The 17,474-nt window shown below is 46.4% G+C and carries 12 protein-coding genes; 9 read left to right on the forward strand and 3 right to left on the reverse strand.

The window, feature by feature from the left end; genetic code table 11:
- Positions 1–19: 19 nt before the first annotated feature.
- On the reverse strand, positions 20–1,912 hold the full coding sequence (locus ACZ444_RS03685; RefSeq protein ID WP_382358623.1) for a S8 family peptidase: 1,893 nt from the start codon (positions 1,910–1,912) through the stop codon (positions 20–22).
- Between the two features lie 164 nt (positions 1,913–2,076).
- Here ACZ444_RS03685 and ACZ444_RS03690 point away from each other — a divergent pair, with 164 nt between their 5' ends.
- The 3 genes from ACZ444_RS03690 (at position 2,077) to ACZ444_RS03700 (ending at position 4,653) form a co-directional block, all read left to right on the forward strand.
- Positions 2,077–2,979 carry a polysaccharide deacetylase family protein gene (locus ACZ444_RS03690; RefSeq protein ID WP_382358624.1) on the forward strand — a complete coding sequence of 301 codons (903 nt, stop codon included), beginning with the start codon at positions 2,077–2,079 and terminating at the stop codon, positions 2,977–2,979.
- A gap of 343 nt (positions 2,980–3,322) precedes the next feature.
- Positions 3,323–3,889: a transposase gene (locus ACZ444_RS03695; protein ID WP_382358625.1), complete on the forward strand. Its 567-nt coding sequence runs from the start codon at positions 3,323–3,325 to the stop codon at positions 3,887–3,889.
- Between the two features lie 224 nt (positions 3,890–4,113).
- Entirely contained in the window at positions 4,114–4,653 is a 540-nt protein-coding gene (locus ACZ444_RS03700; RefSeq protein ID WP_382358626.1) for a GNAT family N-acetyltransferase, read from the forward strand.
- Between the two features lie 66 nt (positions 4,654–4,719).
- On the opposite strand, the gene ACZ444_RS03705 is transcribed toward ACZ444_RS03700, so the two are convergent.
- The gene (locus ACZ444_RS03705) at positions 4,720–5,196 is read right to left on the reverse strand and encodes a nucleoside deaminase (RefSeq protein ID WP_382358627.1); all 477 of its coding nucleotides are present in this window, start codon (positions 5,194–5,196) and stop codon (positions 4,720–4,722) included.
- Positions 5,197–5,511: 315 nt separating this feature from the next.
- Between ACZ444_RS03705 and ACZ444_RS03710 the strand changes: the two genes are divergently transcribed.
- From ACZ444_RS03710 to ACZ444_RS03720, 3 genes are all read left to right on the forward strand, one after another.
- Complete coding sequence (locus tag ACZ444_RS03710) at positions 5,512–7,185, forward strand: S-layer homology domain-containing protein (protein WP_382358628.1); 1,674 nt, start codon at positions 5,512–5,514, stop codon at positions 7,183–7,185.
- Positions 7,186–7,330: 145 nt separating this feature from the next.
- A complete protein-coding gene (locus tag ACZ444_RS03715) occupies positions 7,331–9,055 on the forward strand; it encodes a pyruvate oxidase (protein ID WP_382358629.1) in 1,725 nt (574 codons plus the stop codon).
- Positions 9,056–9,188: 133 nt separating this feature from the next.
- Positions 9,189–10,859 (forward strand): aryl-sulfate sulfotransferase, encoded by a 1,671-nt coding sequence (locus tag ACZ444_RS03720; protein ID WP_382358630.1) that lies wholly within the window; start codon positions 9,189–9,191, stop codon positions 10,857–10,859.
- 57 nt (positions 10,860–10,916) lie between these two features.
- Here the strand turns inward: ACZ444_RS03720 and ACZ444_RS03725 are convergent, their stop codons facing one another.
- Entirely contained in the window at positions 10,917–12,695 is a 1,779-nt protein-coding gene (locus ACZ444_RS03725) for an S-layer homology domain-containing protein (RefSeq protein ID WP_382358631.1), read from the reverse strand.
- Positions 12,696–12,978: 283 nt separating this feature from the next.
- On the opposite strand from ACZ444_RS03725, the gene ACZ444_RS03730 reads away from it, so the two are divergent.
- The 3 genes from ACZ444_RS03730 to ACZ444_RS03740 all read left to right on the forward strand — a co-directional run bounded on the left by ACZ444_RS03730 (position 12,979) and on the right by ACZ444_RS03740 (position 17,197).
- Positions 12,979–13,863 (forward strand): gluconate 2-dehydrogenase subunit 3 family protein, encoded by an 885-nt coding sequence (locus ACZ444_RS03730; RefSeq protein WP_382358632.1) that lies wholly within the window; start codon positions 12,979–12,981, stop codon positions 13,861–13,863.
- A 32-nt stretch (positions 13,864–13,895) separates the two neighbouring features.
- Positions 13,896–15,653 (forward strand): GMC family oxidoreductase, encoded by a 1,758-nt coding sequence (locus tag ACZ444_RS03735; RefSeq protein ID WP_382358633.1) that lies wholly within the window; start codon positions 13,896–13,898, stop codon positions 15,651–15,653.
- Between the two features lie 143 nt (positions 15,654–15,796).
- Positions 15,797–17,197, forward strand: a complete 1,401-nt coding sequence (locus ACZ444_RS03740) for an S-layer homology domain-containing protein (RefSeq protein WP_382358634.1) — start codon at positions 15,797–15,799, stop codon at positions 17,195–17,197.
- Positions 17,198–17,474 lie beyond the last annotated feature (277 nt).

Consider the following 17,474-nt stretch of genomic DNA (forward strand, 5'->3'; position numbering starts at 1 on the left):
ATAAACAATTCTGAATTGTTTATGTACCTGGCACTTTGTCCAAAAAGGTGGCAACTTGTGCTCTTGTGACGTTTTCATATGGACGGAAGTCGTCTAATTCCGTTGTTATGCCCAGATTAGCCAGTATTTGCACAGATTCTTTATGAGAGGGGTCGACGTTATTTAGATAGACATCAGCGTCGTCATTGTTTTTCTTTTCATTAATATCATTAAGGGAGAATGCTTTATTCAGGATTGTTGCCATTTGTTCTCTTGTGAGATTGTCGTACTCCCCGAAATGGCCATTGTCTCCTTTTAATACATTAGCGTGAGTCAGTGTTGCAATGGATTTGGCATAGTCATTATGCTTATTAATGTCGTCATAAGCTGTTAAAACTTGTTTTAGAGTTGGCACAGGAAAGTGACGTAAATTTTGAATTATGTTGGTCATTTGTCCCCGTTTAACATCTTCCCAGGGATAAAAGCGTCCGTCGGGTTTGCCCTTAATCGCATCTTTTTTGGACATAGTCATAATTGCCTTATAATGACCGCCTGTTTCTCCCTCTGTAACGTCAGGGAAACCATCAGAAGGTGTGCTGTTTTCGCCATTATCTTTGGGAGCTGTTTCCCCATTCTGATTGGTTGAATCATGTTGTGTCGATTTTTCTTTATTCGGCTGTTGATCCGCATTGTCATCCTCGTCGTTGCCGGCTTGTCCTTCTCCTGCTTCAGCAAAATCCGGATATTGGACCAGTCCACGTCCATATGTCGTGTCTTGGCCTTTCGCACCAAGGTCGTGTGAACTGGCATAAAGTGTATCTGTGAGATCTTCGGCAGACATATCAGGGTGCTGTTCCTGTAATAATGCGAGCATTCCCGTAATATAGGGTGCCGCTTGAGATGTGCCGCTGCCTTTTGCATAGTCATTATCCAAATAGGTGCTGACAATGTTTTTGCCGGGAGCGACAACATCTAAATTCGGACCTCTGGAGGAAAAGGAGGCAAGCTGATTATGCTTGTCTGTCGCGCCTACAGCGATCACATGATTATATTTGGCGGGATACCCAATGGGGGAATCACCGCTGTTCCCCGCTGATGCAACAATCAGGATCCCTTTAGATGCTACTTCGTCGAGCTTTGTTTTTAATGCATGGGATGCGGTGTATGTACCTGAGCTAATATTAATCATGTCCATCTGATGCTTAATGGCCCAGTCGATCCCTTCAATTACATCCATTAGATTGCCTTCGCCGTCAGCGTTCAGAACCTTAACTGGGTAAAGGTCTGCATCACTTGCAACACCTGTGACGCCCATATCATTATTATTTGCCGCAATAATGCCCGAGACATGTGTGCCGTGGCCATTGTCATCAGCAGACGAATCCGTATAATTCACGGTGGAAGTGCCCTTTTCGACATCCAGATCACGATGTTCGTCAGAAATACCTGTGTCCAGGACTGCAATTTTTTCATTTTCACCGGTCAGGTCATGCTGCCAGGCTTGGGGAACCTTTGTCTTTTTGTGGCTGTATTGCGTCATGGAATCCTGAGATTGTATTTTAACAGATTGGTTCTTCTCAATGGTATCAACGACCGGATCCTGCTTTATCTTGTCATATTGCTTGTTTGCCAGTTTTATAGACACTATATGAGATTTATAGTTTCCATCGATTTTTGTACCGTTATACGTGTGAATCGTCTCTTTCATCTGTTGTTTAGATATGCCATTTTTAAAGGTTAGAATATACGCGCCATTCGTAACCTGGGACGTGTCCGGTGTTTCTTGCGCCCCCGCGTCCAGTGAGGGAGGTGCCGGAATAGAATCCGATGCGCCCGCTGTCTGAGCCATTGCCGGCATAGAACCTAACATGAGCATGGCTGCCATCGTGGATGCTGCGGCCCTTCTGAGTTTGCTTCGCTTCCAGTTTGTCACGTCAGTCCCCTCCAGTATTACTAGTGTTTTACTTTTTCTATTATTATATCATGGGGTGCCAGGTACATAAACGATTGACAATTATCTGAACTGTGTATGTACCTGGCACACGCCATAGATTTCCTTTATAATAAAGGGGTGAATTTAAATAGGGGGTTAGACACATGAGGGCAATCACCATAGGAATGTTGGCTGTTATGCTTGCTTTGTCCGCTTGTTCTGCGTCATCGACTTCTGATGAATCCCAGTCGGATGATTCTGAGCAGGCAGAAGCGACGACGTCTGGCGAAACAACAGAGGACGAGCAAGTTGCAGAAGATGATGCGGATCAGGATGAGAAAGAGGCAGCAGAGGAGGATGAATCAGAAGATAAAAAGGACAAGCAAAATGATGCCGCGTTTAAACAGAAAAAGCCGGAATATAGAATGACGGATAACTATTACATTGAGCCCATTGATGATGCAGATTCGAAAGTGGTGCTGCTGACGATTGATGATGCACCAGAAGATCATGCGGTGGAAATGGCGGAAAAGCTGAAAGAGATGGATGCTGGTGCTATTTTTTACATAAATAAGATGTATGTTGATCAGGATGGCGGCAAGGAAAAGCTGGAGAAAATTCATGACATGGGTTTTCCGCTGGGCAACCACACAGATACCCATCCTAATCTTTCCGACCTGTCAGGACAGGAGCAGCGGGATGAATTGACGCCGGTTTATGATCAGATTGAAGACATAACGGGCAATCCTGTTAAATTCTTCCGTGCGCCGCATGGTGTTAACACCGACGTGTCGGATCAATTGGCGGAAAAACGCGATGCACTGGTGATGAACTGGTCATATGGCTATGATTTTAAACCCGGTTATGAAGATGCGGCTAAACTGACTGATATCATGCTTCATCCAGACCCGGAAGGCTTGCTGCGTGACGGTGCGATTCTCTTAATGCATGACCGCGACTGGACGAATAAAGCATTGGAAGATATCGTAAAAGGCCTGCGCGATCAAGGTTACACCATCCTTGACCCAGCCCTGCTGAAAACACCGCAATCACCAGAAGCGGAATAGACGAAAAAGTGCACCCCGTACTGACGGCGGTGCACTTTTTTGCAGGTGCCAGGTACATACACTATTCGGATAACTGCGAATAGTGTATGTACCTGGCACCACCCCAAAGACACCCCGAAAATTATAATTTGCATACAAAGTGGGTGTGATTTGTCCGGTTGAAGGTTTGGAAAGAGAAAATTGGCGGGGCGATTTAAGGCTTATTGCGCTCAAAATCAATTTTTACGCTTTTTACAGCAGTTCACATCTAGGCTATGATGTGGGTACCAGGTACACATATGATTCGGATAATTGCCAATTGTGTATGTACCTGGCACCAATTGAAAGAAAGGAGGGACAAGCGATGGGCAGACGCAAGCGTGATTGGTATCCCGGTGGGTTTTATCATGTTGTAATGCGCGGTAATAATCGGCAGGGAATATTTACAGACTCGACGGATATACAGGAGTATCACCGCATTTTGACAGATGTTTATTATAAGCATCTTTTTGAGATTCATGCTTACTGTGTCATGACGAATCACGTTCATCTGCTGCTTCATTCTCCGCATGTGAATATAAGTGTCATTATGAGGCATATCAACAAACGGTATAGCGATTATTACCGGGATCGGTATGACTATACTGGCCAAATTTATGAAAACCGGTATTATTCCAAAGACGTGACAAGTATTCAAGCACTTCTGCATACCTCGGCTTATATCCATCTGAATCCCATTGAAACAACATATCCGATGGCACAAAAACTTGAAATGTATCCGTATTCCACCTATCCCAGTTATTTTGGCAATCAGCTAAGTCCCCAACCCTACATCCATCTCGAAATGCTGCCCGGCCTATTAAATAAAATGAATAATCCAGACGGTTTATCCTATGCTAAATGGTGCCTGAGCCGGAAAGAGGAGAAGTAGCGTACCAGGTACAGACACTATTCAGAATAGTGTCTGTACCTGGTACCTATTTTTTGATATCATTTTTGATTTTCAGTACAATTACCTTATATTCAAACAAACCCAGCTAAGGCAGTGTTTTGTACGGTTAGAATCGCTGCATATGGTGCTGTTGATGTTTTTTCGAGAAGTAACATGGCTAAAATACTTGTTAAAGAAAGCTGGAAAGGGTGGTGTTGAATCTTATGGAATCCTTCGATATACACATGCTGCCGCGTGAGGCGCATACGGATGCGGCCGAAATGGAACACATAACAGACCTCGTGAACCGCGCGTTTGCACGAGCTGAGAAAGGCGTTATGAAGCCTTGGGTTGTGCGCACGACGGTGGAGGATGTGACAAAGCTCACCAGTGACGGGGAGCTCGCTGTCGCTCGTTCGAATGGGCAGACAATTGGCTGTGTCCGTGTCCGGCAGCTTGATTCAGAGACGGAAGGATTAGGAATGCTTGCAGTAGATGAAGCATTTCAGGGCACAGGAGCTGGCCGGGCATTAGTCCGTTTTGCAGAACAGCGGTGCCAATCCGAACAGCTGCCCAAAATGCAGCTTGAGATGCTTATGCCACGGGAAGGATCATACCCCGGCAAAGTAAGCTTAAAAAATTGGTACTCGCGTATGGGCTACCAGCAGGCTGACACCCATATCATCGACGATTCATTCCCAGAGCTGATGAAAGAGCTGGACGCACCCAGCAAGTTTATTGTATTTCAGAAAGAGCTGGGATAAATGGTGCCAGGTACATACACTATTCTGTATATTTAGAATAGTGTATGTACCTGGCACCCCTGAATTTTACATATGACATTGTCGCTGGAGCTGGTGCACTTCTTCGGCAAGGTCCGAAACAGGGCCGTCCACTGTTGTGTCGCGGATCACTTCCTGAATAGGGCGGCCGATAGCGCGTGGTGTTCCGGCTATGCCCATTTCGTCGAACCATTCAGCCAGCTGCTCGGATGAGCTTGCATAAACGATCCGGCCCAGCCCTGCCAATCCATGAGCTGCGGCACACATGGGGCAATGTTCCCCTGAAGTATAGACCGTCGCTTTACTTTTTTCTTCAGGTGCCATATTTTCTCCTGCCCAGCGTGCCAATGCAAATTCAGGGTGCTGGGTCTTGTCACCATCGGAAATCTGGTTAAGTTTTTCAGCAAGCACATCGCCCTCAGCTGAAACAAGGATGGAACCGAATGGCTCATCTCCATTTTCCAAAGCTGTCGTCGCTAAATCAACGCATCGGCGCAAATGCTTCCTATCTGTCTCATCGATCATCGTTTTATCCCTCCTTGAATATATCGTAAACTCAATCATTCATCATCCGGCAGTCATAATCCCTGCATCTAATGACAGGCTGACATCTCAGTCACCTGCCATTATAACGTGGCTTTGGCGTATAGGCGACAGATTCGGGGTGCCAGGTACATAAACAATTCCGGCAATTCCAAATTGTGTATGTACCTGGCACCCACCGCCGGGCACCCACCGCCGGGCACCCACCGCCGGCACCGACCGCTATTTCTTTCTTGTTTCCTTCCCTTCATAAGTACTATCATGTTGCACGTAATTTAGTATTGGGGAGGAATTTAAGTGAGAAGGTATGGTTTTGTTGTTATTCTGGTCGGTATGTTGCTTGCGGTTTTTACATCGCCGGCAGATGCCGCATCTGATTTTAAAGATGTGTCTCAGCAGAATTCTCACTATATGGGGATAGCGACATTAACGGAAGATGACATCATTCACGGCTATGCTTCAAATGAGTACCATCCATATGAAGACATCAGCAGACAGCAGACGGCGGCGTTATTTTTCAAAGCTAAAGATCTCTCGGAACCATCTCATCCGTCGCGTCTATTAAATCATTTTAAGGATACATCAGCTTCAGATTATTATGCTGACCCGATTGCTGCTACATATGATGCTGACATATTCAAAGGGAAAAATGGTTATTTTAATGGCAGTCAGCCATTAACACGGGAACAGATGGCAACGGTGCTGGTTCACGCTTATGATATTAAGGACAGCGGAAACACTGTTGATGCCAATGTTTCCAACGTGAGTCCATCACACAAAAAGAATGTGAAACGATTGTTACAGCATGGCATTTCCAATCAGACAGATGACTTTCGGCCGGCTGAAAAAGTGACACGCGGTCAGTTTGCCACGTTCCTGTATAAGACTTTGCAGGTGACGTCTGATCAATACAAAGAAATGTCCGCCCATTTTATTGATGTGGGGCAAGGTGATGGCATTCTGATCGAGACGCCAAACGATGAAACTATTTTAGTTGATGGCGGTCCTAAATCCGCGGGAGATGACGTGGTTGACTACCTGCATCAGGAAGGCATTGAATCGATCGATCTTCTTGTGGCAACACATCCCGATGCCGACCATATTGGCGGTCTTATCGATGTCCTTAAACAGTTTAACGTTGATCGTGTGCTGGATAGCGGGAAATCGCATACGACGCAAACTTATGAAGAATACACGGACGTGATTGATAAGAAAAATATTCCCATGGATACAGCGGCGTCCGGCGAAATGCTCGATCTGGATAAACGTTTGGATATTAAAGTGCTGAACAGCAAAAACACAAGCAGTGATAATAATGATTCATCCATTGTGCTAAAACTGACACAAGGTGATGTTGATTATTTATTAACGGGTGATGCAACGACGAAAAACGAACAGAAAATGATGGAAAATTACGATGTGTCATCTGACATATTGAAAGTTGGCCATCATGGATCCAGTACGTCAACTTCGCAAGCTTTCATCGATGAAGTTGAGCCGGATGTGGGCATATTGTCGTATGGGGAAAATAATTATGGTCATCCTGATGACGCAGTCGTGGATCGCTTGAATGATGCTGGCACCAGCCTGTATTCAACGATGCAGTCAGGTGACATCACAGTAGATTCCAATAAATTTGCTTATAAAGTGGATGCGTCAGAATATGGTTCGGCACCGGAACCTGAACCAGAGCCCGAGCCAGATCCGGACCCTGAGCCAAATCCAGAGCCCGATCCTAAGCCGGATCCAGAGCCCGAGCCCAGTCCAGATCCAGATCCTTATCCGATTAACGTCAATAATGCTGATAGGGAAGATCTTCAATTAATCACCGGCGTCGGCACAGCAATCTCTCAAAATATAATAGACTACCGGCAGGAACACGGCTCATTCGACACACTAAAAGAACTAGACAATGTCAGCTACATCGGCCCCGCAACACTAGAAGAAATGAAACCAGATATCACGCTGTAAACGATAGGTGCCAGGTACATACACGATTGGCAATTGCCAGAATTGTTTATGTACCTGGCACCTAATTGTGATTTACCTCATATTTTCTGCTATATGGGTTATAGTAAAAGCAGATAGATAACGCGCGAAAGAAGGGGCGATAGACATGTTTGATAATCGGACTGGTGAAGTGATGGCTGATTTGCTGATTGATTGGGATGTTAATCGTATTTATGGCATGCCCGGAAATTCCATAAATGAATTCATGGATGATTTGCGCAAGAAGGAAGATGCTATTAATTTTGTGCAAATTCGCCATGAAGAGGTTGGCGCCCTCGCGGCATCCTCTTATGCTAAGTTGACCGGAAAGTTGGGTGTTTGTTCATCGATCGCAGGGCCGGGTGGTATTCATTTGCTGAATGGCTTGTATGACGCTAAAAAAGACCGGGTTCCGGTGCTGGCGATTGTTGGACAGGTGCCATCTGATGATGTTGGCACCGATACGCATCAGGAAATTAATCTGGAAAGAATGTTTGATGGCGTGGCTGTTTATAACAGGCGCGCGGAGACCGCCACACATCTCCCGGATATGCTGAATACGGCGATTCGCATGGCCTATACGCACCGGAGTGTCTCGGTTTTAATTGTGCCTGATGACTTGTTCGCGGCGAAACAAAAACAGGATAAGAAAAAACTAACGAATAGAACCCTGGCAGCGTCCACGCCCGTTCCTCATCAGAATAACCTGCAGCGCGCCGTTCAACTAATTGAGGCGGCAGAGAAGCCAGTTATTCTTGCTGGAAAAGGTGCCTACGGAGCCAGGGAAGCCTTGCTTGAATTTGCGGAAAAAATCAACGCACCGATTGTATTAAGTTTGCTTGGAAAAGGGACGATTCCGGATCGCCATCCTCTAAACCTCGGACAGCACGGGCAAATTGGCACCAAGCCGGCCTTTGAAGCAGTGATGGATACGGATTTGCTGCTGTTCATCGGGACTAGTTTTCCGTATCGGGGTTATCTGCCGGATGACGTCCGCTCGATTCAGATTGAGATTATGCAGGACCGGGTAGGCGGCATTTACCCCGTTACTGAGGGGCTTTGCGGGGATACGAAAGAGATTCTGCCCATGCTGACGGAGCGGATTTCAGAAAAAGAAAACACCGATTTTCTTGAAACCTATCAGGAAAAGATGAAGCGGTGGCATGCTCATGTGGATGATGAGAAAAATAAAAGGGAAGGCAGCCTTTATGGACCGCAAGTCATCGGTGCCGTGGAGAACAATATGCAAGATGATGCTGTCGTATCGTGTGATGTGGGCAACGTAACGGTCTGGACATCCCGTTTTCTCTATCTTACCAGGCAGCACTTTCTGCTGTCCGGCGGGCTCGCCACGATCGGCATTGGACTGCCGGGTGCCATCGCTTCCCAGCTTGCTTATCCGGACAAACAGGTCGTTGCTATCTGCGGGGATGGCGGTTTTGCTCAGGTGATGCAGGATTTTGTAACAGCTGTCAAGTATGATTTGCCGATCAAAGTAATCATCCTGAACAACAGCAAAATTGGTATGATTAAATATGAACAGCAAGAAACCGGAAACGTCGATTATGAAACGGATTTAGGAGCCATTGACTTTGCTGGATTTGCCGAAAATTGCGGCGGAGAAGGGCACCGTGTTGATAAGCAGGCGGATTTGGACACGACCATGCAACAAGCATTTCTCTCAGCCAAACCCGCTATTATTGATGTGGTGACAGAAGATATGGCCCCGCTTCCGGGAAAAATCACCTACGACCAAGCGGTCAGCTACGGCGAATTTCTAATCAAAGACTTCTTCCTCAACAAAAAAATCGAATTCCCAGACCCCGAAAAAACACTCCGGCGGTTATTTTAAGGGTGCCAGGTACATACACAATTCAGAATAGTGTATGTACCTGGCACCGCCTTCCTTCCAGCCTCCTTCTGTCCCCTGTACTGAGTTATGTCTGTTATAATAAACAGGAAATATAGTATTTGGAGGGACGGAGATGGAGAGGAGAAGGCTGGTTTCGATTTTGGGTCTCATTATTCTTCTTGTCGGGCTGCTCGCGGCTTGTTCGGAGCAGGACGAAGGGAAGAGTGGGCCGCCTGAGGGGAACGATGATGAACAGAAAAAGGTGTTTGATCCTGCGTCGGATCCGGATGCAGCGCAGCTGACGGAATATGATGACGATCGGATGCAGGCACAGAAGGATGCCGATAAAAGATTGGCTGAGGATCTTGCTTCGGGTGATTATTCGCTGGAAGACCCATATGTGAAGCTTGATCCATATGATGCCGCACCCCTTTCGGCACTGCTTCAGTTTGAGACGGACAAGCCGATGCAAATTGAAGTGATTACGGGAACTGGAGATGGTGAAGTTCCCATTACTAAGACATGGTCAGCGTATAAAACAGAGCATGAAATTCCAGTTTTGGGTCTTTATCCGGATGAAACAAATCAGGTCCTCATTAAGGCCTATGATAAGGATGGCAACAAGAAGTCAACCGAGGTGTCGATTAAGACAGACCCACTGCCAGATGACATGCCGCAGACAGATCTGAAGACCTCGAATCCGGAGCAAATGGCGGATGGGCTGACGTTTATTACAACGGCCAAGAATTATTTGTATGCAGTGGATGAGGATGCGAATGTTCGCTGGTACAGCAGTCTGGATACACGGCTGATTTTGAGCCGCTTATCGAATGGTCATTTTCTGATCAATGTTCGTGGTAATGACGAGGATCAATACAAAGATATGCTGGAAATAGATCCGCTCGGAAAACGTTACAATGCTTATCGGATCAGCATCGACAATTATGATGACGATAACCTTATCCATCATGATGTGATTGATCTGCCAAGCGGTAATCTCCTCGCGACTGTGCATGATCCCGATTCCAAATATGTGGAAGATACTATGATTGAAATCGACCGCAATACAGGAAAAACGGTGCAGCAAATCGATCTTAAGGATATTTTTCCGGAAAAGGTCTATGAAGACTATGACGGGGAATATGCCGATGACAACGATTGGTTCCATCAGAATGCAGTCTGGTTTGATGAGGCGGACAACTCGATTCTCGTATCCAGCCGGCATCAGGACGCGGTGATGAACCTGAGTTATCCGGATGCTGATGTTCAGTGGATTTTGGGTGCTGACGAGGGCTGGTCCGATAATCTTGAGGACAAGTTGCTTGAACCAGTGGATGATGATGTGAAATTCCCGACTGCTCAGCATGCGGTTAAAAAATTGCCGGACATGGATGACGATCCGGACACGGAAGATATTATTCTTTTTGATAATAATCATGTCGTGACGCGTGGTGATGAGACGATTAGTGACGATTACAGCCGTATGGTGCAGTATCGGATCAATGAAAAGGAACAGACCGTTGACGAAATCTGGTCCTATGGTGAAGGCCGTGGCGAGGATTTTTATTCATCGATTGTCGGCAATGTGCAATATATGCCTGATACAGGCAATCGCCTAATTACATCCGGCTATATCGCACCCAATCCGGACGGTGATGCGCGTGAGAGCCGCATTGTCGAAACCAATGACAAAGACGACGCCGATGTGCTCTACGAAATCAAACTCTCCGGATTTAACGAAGACAGCCACAAATTTGCCTATCGCGCCCACAGATGGCCGCTGTATACGGCGCCAGGTACATGATTTGAGTGGGTGCCAGGTACATACACTATTCTGAATTGTGTATGTACCTGGCACCTTTTACATGGCTTTCTTCAGCAGGATGGCAAATTGGGTGCGGGTTAGTTTGCCGGTGCCGTCGTAATAGTGATCGCCATTGGCATTTGTTTTGCCGATGGTTATTTTATTTTGCGCTAGTATCCGTACACTCTGCCGGTGGGACGCGCCAATGTCAGCGATGTCTGTTAATTCGACAGGTTCGCCGGTTGCTTCGAGTCCCATTGCTCCTACAAGAACGGTGGCCATTTGACTGCGTGTGATATTTTCATTGGGTTTGAAAAAGCCGTTGGCACCGCTGAATATGTCAGCCTTGGCCATCGCCGCTATTTGCCCGGCATACAAGTGATCAGAATCAATATCCTCAAATTGACTTACAACAGCCTTTGTATCGGCTGGTGCTGACAGGTTCAGCGCGTTGGCCAGCATCAGTGCGACATGCTGCCTGCTGATAGATTGATAGGGTCTGAAGGTATTATCATCATAACCGCTAATAATGCCTTGATCCATCAGACTGACGACTTGATCATAGCCTGATTGACTTTGGTCCATATCGATGAATCGAGATGTCTGGATGTCGATATTATCGGTATAATCTTTGCCGAATTCCCCGAGTTTTTTATTGTTGCGAATGAAATTCTCGTCTCCGTTGACGATGGTATTCGTTTTCAAATCCTTGATATTTTGGCTGCTTAACTCATTGTATGTTGTATCATATTCTGAGCCGGCACCATGATTTTGCCATACCATGAATTGCATAGCGCGGGGCATGCTGACAAATGTGTTGTTCCGGAAATGTGGATTGTGAGCACCGCTGACCAGAACTCCCCGGTTATTATGGTCGGAACTGGGAGCAACGTTTTTGATCAGGTTACCCGCAATCACCGAATCGCGCCAGTTCATCACACGAATGGCGTCCTTTTGCATCGTGTCAATGGTGTTTCCGCGAATAATTATCCGATCGTGAAAGCTGCCGCCGGAATATTTATGCGTCCCAATGGCTCTTTCCAGATCGCGGAATACATTATTTTCGATCGTCACATTTTTATTGGCTGTTTTATCATAGGTGCTCCAATCCTGACTCCAGCCATTTGTTTTCTGGTCAGGCGTGTCCAGGTTGATCGCTTCTTTATTTCGCTTAGGCGATGGTTTAGCATCGGTGAACGTATTATGGCGGATCACCGCATTTTTCGTGGCATCCATTTCGATAAAGTGGTTCGCGTGCATATGTTTAAAATGAATATTTTCGATGGTGACGTTCTGATTATGACCGGCAATGATAGCAAGACTGCCATAGACACCGTTCAGGTCGATCGTCGCGTCTCCGCTGCCGCTGATCTTAATATTTTTCTCGCCGTTATAGCCGCCATAAACGCCATCCTGTTTGGCCAGGGAAGGGCGAATGAACTGGAAAATGGACGAGGATGCGGAAAATTGGCTGGTGCCTGATTGATTGCCTTTGACAATTTTGGCGCCATCCTGCAATTTAATCGTGACATTGGACGGGACATAAAGCGTGTTCGAGATGGTATAAGTGCCTTGACTCAGAATAAGTGTGCCGCCGTCTGTTTCTTCCAGCTGCTCAAGATAAGAACGCAGCAGGTAATAATGCTTGGTATTGTCATTATACGTGGAATAATTCATCATGTTGCCTTCATACGTTTTACTGTCCGGTGTAATCGTGTAAGCCGGCTGTCCCTGCGCCTCAGCAGGACTTGCCTGTACCGCCATAAAACCGGCAGCAAGCAGCAGACCGATAAGCACAACGACCACCTTTTCAAACGTTCTCCTGAATAATGCCATTAAATGAAACCTCCTTCAAAACAGATAGGTAAATTATACCATAATTACGGTGCCTGTCACTTCCCGGTTTTTGTCGAACGTCCCGATGGAAAGGCCTTGTGTGAGAGCAATCTCATGCAGGGTCTTTTTTGTGTGTTGTGCGGGGTGCCAGGTACATAAACAATTCTGAATTGTGTATGTACCCCGCACCCGGCACCCTGCTATATACATATTCGTGGAAACGCTGGGAAAAATAGGTTTAGTTATAGATTTTAAGCAGTTTTTTTGAAGGGGGTTATGAACGTTGACAGATAAGTATTCGGACGATGATAAACGTCAGTCATCTGACAAGAACCCGGATGCGGCGAAATCAGAAGGTCATGATCCGACGCGCCGGAAGTTTTTGAAGAATACAGGTATAGCCGCGGGCGGTGTTGTTGGCGGGTCTTTGCTTGGGGGTTTTTTGACCGATCAATTCACCTCGGAAACGGATGAAAAGGCAACTGATAACAAGCAGTCGCAGACGGATTATCCCAAAGCGCGGCAATTTTTCATGCGTCTAGCTGATTTTCATGTGCTGGCAGCGGCTTCTGAGCGGATTTTGCCTAAGGATGATAACGGGCCGGGCGCTGTTGAGCTGCATGTTCCCTATTATATTGATAAACAATTAGCCGGCCAGTGGGGCAAAAATGCCAGTGACTACCGGCAGGGGCCATTTGCGGAATTTAAGCAGGTGGAGAGTATGAAAGGCAAAAAGGAAGAGTCGCAGCCGACGAATCCGCCTTATGTATTTAATAAGACTGAAACGGATCTGCAGCGTCACCAGTCCCGCATGACGCGGGGTGAGATTATGATTGACGGTCTGCGCAAAATGGATCAGGAAAGTCAGCAGCGTTTTGATACGACATTTGATGAAGCAAATGAGGATCAGCAGACGAAGATTTTGCAGGATATGCAGAGCGGTGACATCCAGATGAGCGGTGTTGCGGCGCAAAATTTTTTCGTGTTATTGCGAACGATGACCCTGGAAGGCGCGTTCAGTGATCCTTTATATGGCGGCAACCGGGACATGGAAGGCTGGAAAATGAAAGAGTTTCCCGGTGCCCAAACGTCGTATAAAAATATTATTGAAAAAGATGAATTTGTCAATATGAAACCTGTCAGTTTAACGACCTATCAAAATCATTAATCGGACAGGGACATTATATGGAGGGATCGCAAATGGCAACGAAATTGGATAAAGTGGACGCGGTGATTGTCGGATCAGGCTGGGCTGGCGGTATTACGGCGGCTGAATTAAGCAAAAAAGGCTATCAGGTGGTCGGTCTGGAGCGAGGGAAAGATAAAAATCATGATGATTACGTCGGAAGCAAGGATGAGCTTCGTTTTTCCATGCGCTATGAAATGATGCAGGATTTATCGAAGGAAACGATCACGTCGCGCAACGATGGCGATAAACAGGCGTTGCCGGTCCGCAGCAACGAAAATGCGTTTCTCGGGACGAATACAGGCGGGGCGGGTGTCCATTGGAATGGCCACAATTTTCGTTATCTGCCCTATGACTTTGAAATTTACAGCAAAACTGTTGATCGCTACGGGAAAGATAAGATTCCCGAGGGCATGAATTTGCAGGATTGGGGCGTTACTTATGATGACATGGAGCCTTATTATGATAAATATGAAAAGACGGCTGGCATCTCTGGCGAGGAGAATCCGATCGGGCCGGAGCGTTCTGACAAATTTCCCAATCCGCCCATGAAAGATACGCCATCTACCAAGCTGTTCAAACAGGCGGCCAAGGAGCTGGGCTATCATCCCTATCAAATTCCATCTGCCAACGTAACGGAGGCCTATACCAACCCGGATGGCGAACAAATTAATGCGTGCATGTACTGTGCGTTTTGCGAGACGTTTGGGTGTGATTTTGGCGCGAAGGCGGATCCGATTATTACGGTTCTGGCGACAGCGAAAAAAACCGGCAATTATGAGCTGCGCAACCAGTCCACCGCTACCAAAGTGCTGCATAACGGCAAGAAGGCGACCGGCATTCAGTATGTTAATAACAAAACCGGCGAGACATTCGAGCAGCCCGCGGACATCGTGGTTCTGGCGGGATTTGTCTTCACCAATACCCGTTTGTTGCTTTTGTCGGATATTGGCGAACCGTATGATCCGAAAACCGGCAAAGGCATTATAGGCAAAAATTTCACCGGTCATTTTAATAATATCAATTACCTTGGTGCGAGAGGGTATTTTGATGATAAGAAATTCAATAACTTTGCTGGAGCGGGCGCACTCGCGTCTACATTGGATGATTTTAGCGGCGATAATATTGATCACAGTGATTTGGATTTTCTGCATGGTTTTGAGCCGCATATTCGTGTGATGGGCAATCGGCCGATTGAAAATAACAATGTGCCTGATGGGACGCCGACGTGGGGCAAGGAATTCAAGGATAAGATGCTCCATTATACGAATCGCAATTTATATGTCGATGCCCAGTGCGGTGCGATGCCCTGGGATACGAACTATATGGATCTGGATCCGACATATACAGATTTTCTCGGCAATCCTTTGCTGCGGGTCACCTACGAATATCATGATCAGGAGCGCAAACTGGGGCAATACGCGATTAAGCGCGCTACGGAGATTATGAAGAAAATGGGTGCTGATATTGTGGACTCAGATGATCTGCCGGATGATGTGGAATTCAACAATGCTTATACCAATTCTCATAATGGCGGCGGGGTGATCATGGGCGCGGATAAAGCCACATCCGCAGTCAATACGTACTCGCAAATGTGGGATATGGAAAATTTATTCGTTGTCGGCTCATCATCCTTTCCGCATTTCAGCAACTATAACCCAACCGAAACCATCGGCGCCTTCGCTTACCGCGCAGCAGAAGGCATGGAAACATATTTGAAAGAAGGCGGCGGCCTGCTGACAAAAAGCGCCACGGCTGAACGATATGCCTGACAGGCCTTACTGCGGGTGCCTCCTGCGCGGTGCCAGGTACATACACAATTCAGAATTGTGTATGCACCTGGCACCACCTCTATTAATCTATGAAAATATGCGTTATAATTAGCTTCAGAAATGTGTGAATAGGGGGGTCGGCAGTGAGACGTTTAATGATGGCGGCGGTTGTTTGCACAGCTTTGTTTTGTTTGATGACTGCCAATGCATCGGCTGCGGAAACGGTTAATCCGCCAGTTGATGAGGTGAAGGAAAAAGCAGTGGACGTGGCGCACGATCTGGATATTCCACCAGAAATTTTAAAGGCGATTGCCGCCCATGAATCGAATTACAGACAGTTTGACGACGACGGAACACCGCATACGTCGCCGGATGGCGGCATTGGCATCATGCAAGTAACGCCTGACAACATCGATATGCAAGTGGATCGCGAGCGGCTGAAAACCGATTGGAAATATAATATTAACATTGGAGCACAGGTGCTTTTGAATAAATGGAATCTACGTTATCTTCCGGACATCAATCAGCACGAGAAATCTGTGCTGGAAGATTGGTATTTTGCCATTATGGCCTATAATGGTTTAGCCAAGACGAATGATCCGGCCATCAATTCGGATGATACCTATCAGCAGGAAATCTATCAGCGCATTGAACAGGCCTCACTTTTGTATGGCAAGAATGAAACGTATTTTGAATTTCCGAAATTTGATATCCGGTATGAGCACGAGGATGAGACGATGAAGTTTCCTGCCGGCAAGCATTATAAAACATCGCACAAGACCACCTCGAAGCAGCAATATAACGCGGGGGATGTCGTCTATATTGACGGAAAAGATGGTTATGTCAATATACATTCAGGCTCGATAACGGGAGAGACGACGAGATTATGGCCTTATACGCCGTTAACCATTGATACCAGTGACCCGATCGAGTCATCAAATCCTGCTAATGATTTTACTTACTACAAGGTAAAGGGTGTTCAAGCCGATGGTTATGTGGCTTCAGCATATCTTCAGCTGGGAAACGAGAATATGGTGTTCTCTGATCCAATTGATGATAAGCGGGCGGCAGCACTGGCCTATGCTTCGATGAACGGTTATATTAAAGGTTATGATAATGGCCGTTTTGGCTCTAATGAACCGTTAAAAAGGGAACACGTCGCGGTTATTCTTGATCAGATATTGGACCTTGATGCCCCGGACGATTATGATATAAAAGCGTCAGATGCAGATGCAGTTAAGTTGTACAGGGAGCAATTGCGTAAAGCCGAATACCAGGGATTGCTCGGCGGTGGCGGCAAACTGCGCCCCAATGAGTACTTCACGCGTGCCCAAATGGCGCAGGTTATGAACGATGCATTTGATTCGTATTACGATGAGCCAGAATCGATGCATTCATTCGAAGATCAGGATAAGCTCTGGAACCCAGGCCCAGTCAACACAATGTACTACAACAATGTGACCATAGCCGATCCATTCAACCCCGAAGAAAACATAACCCGATCCCAATTTGTCCTCTTCATCTATCGGACAATGGTTCTATAGGTGCCAGGTACAAAAACAATTCTGTCAATTTGGCTGATTGGAAGGCCTTGCGTGGAGGAAAGTCCTGCGCAGGATCTTTTAATTGGCTTTTGGAATGATCTCATTCAGGCTTGTTGCGGATATGGATTTGACAGATTGACACTGTTTTTTAAAAAAAGCACCAACGCGATATTCATAGTTTGATCGTCATGCATTGAATTGGGATCAATCAGCGAACGTCCCTGATCAACTTGCTTGGTTCGCAGTTTATCTGGTGTAATCCACAGGGTTGTTTTCT

Source organism: Lentibacillus kimchii (assembly GCF_055381965.1).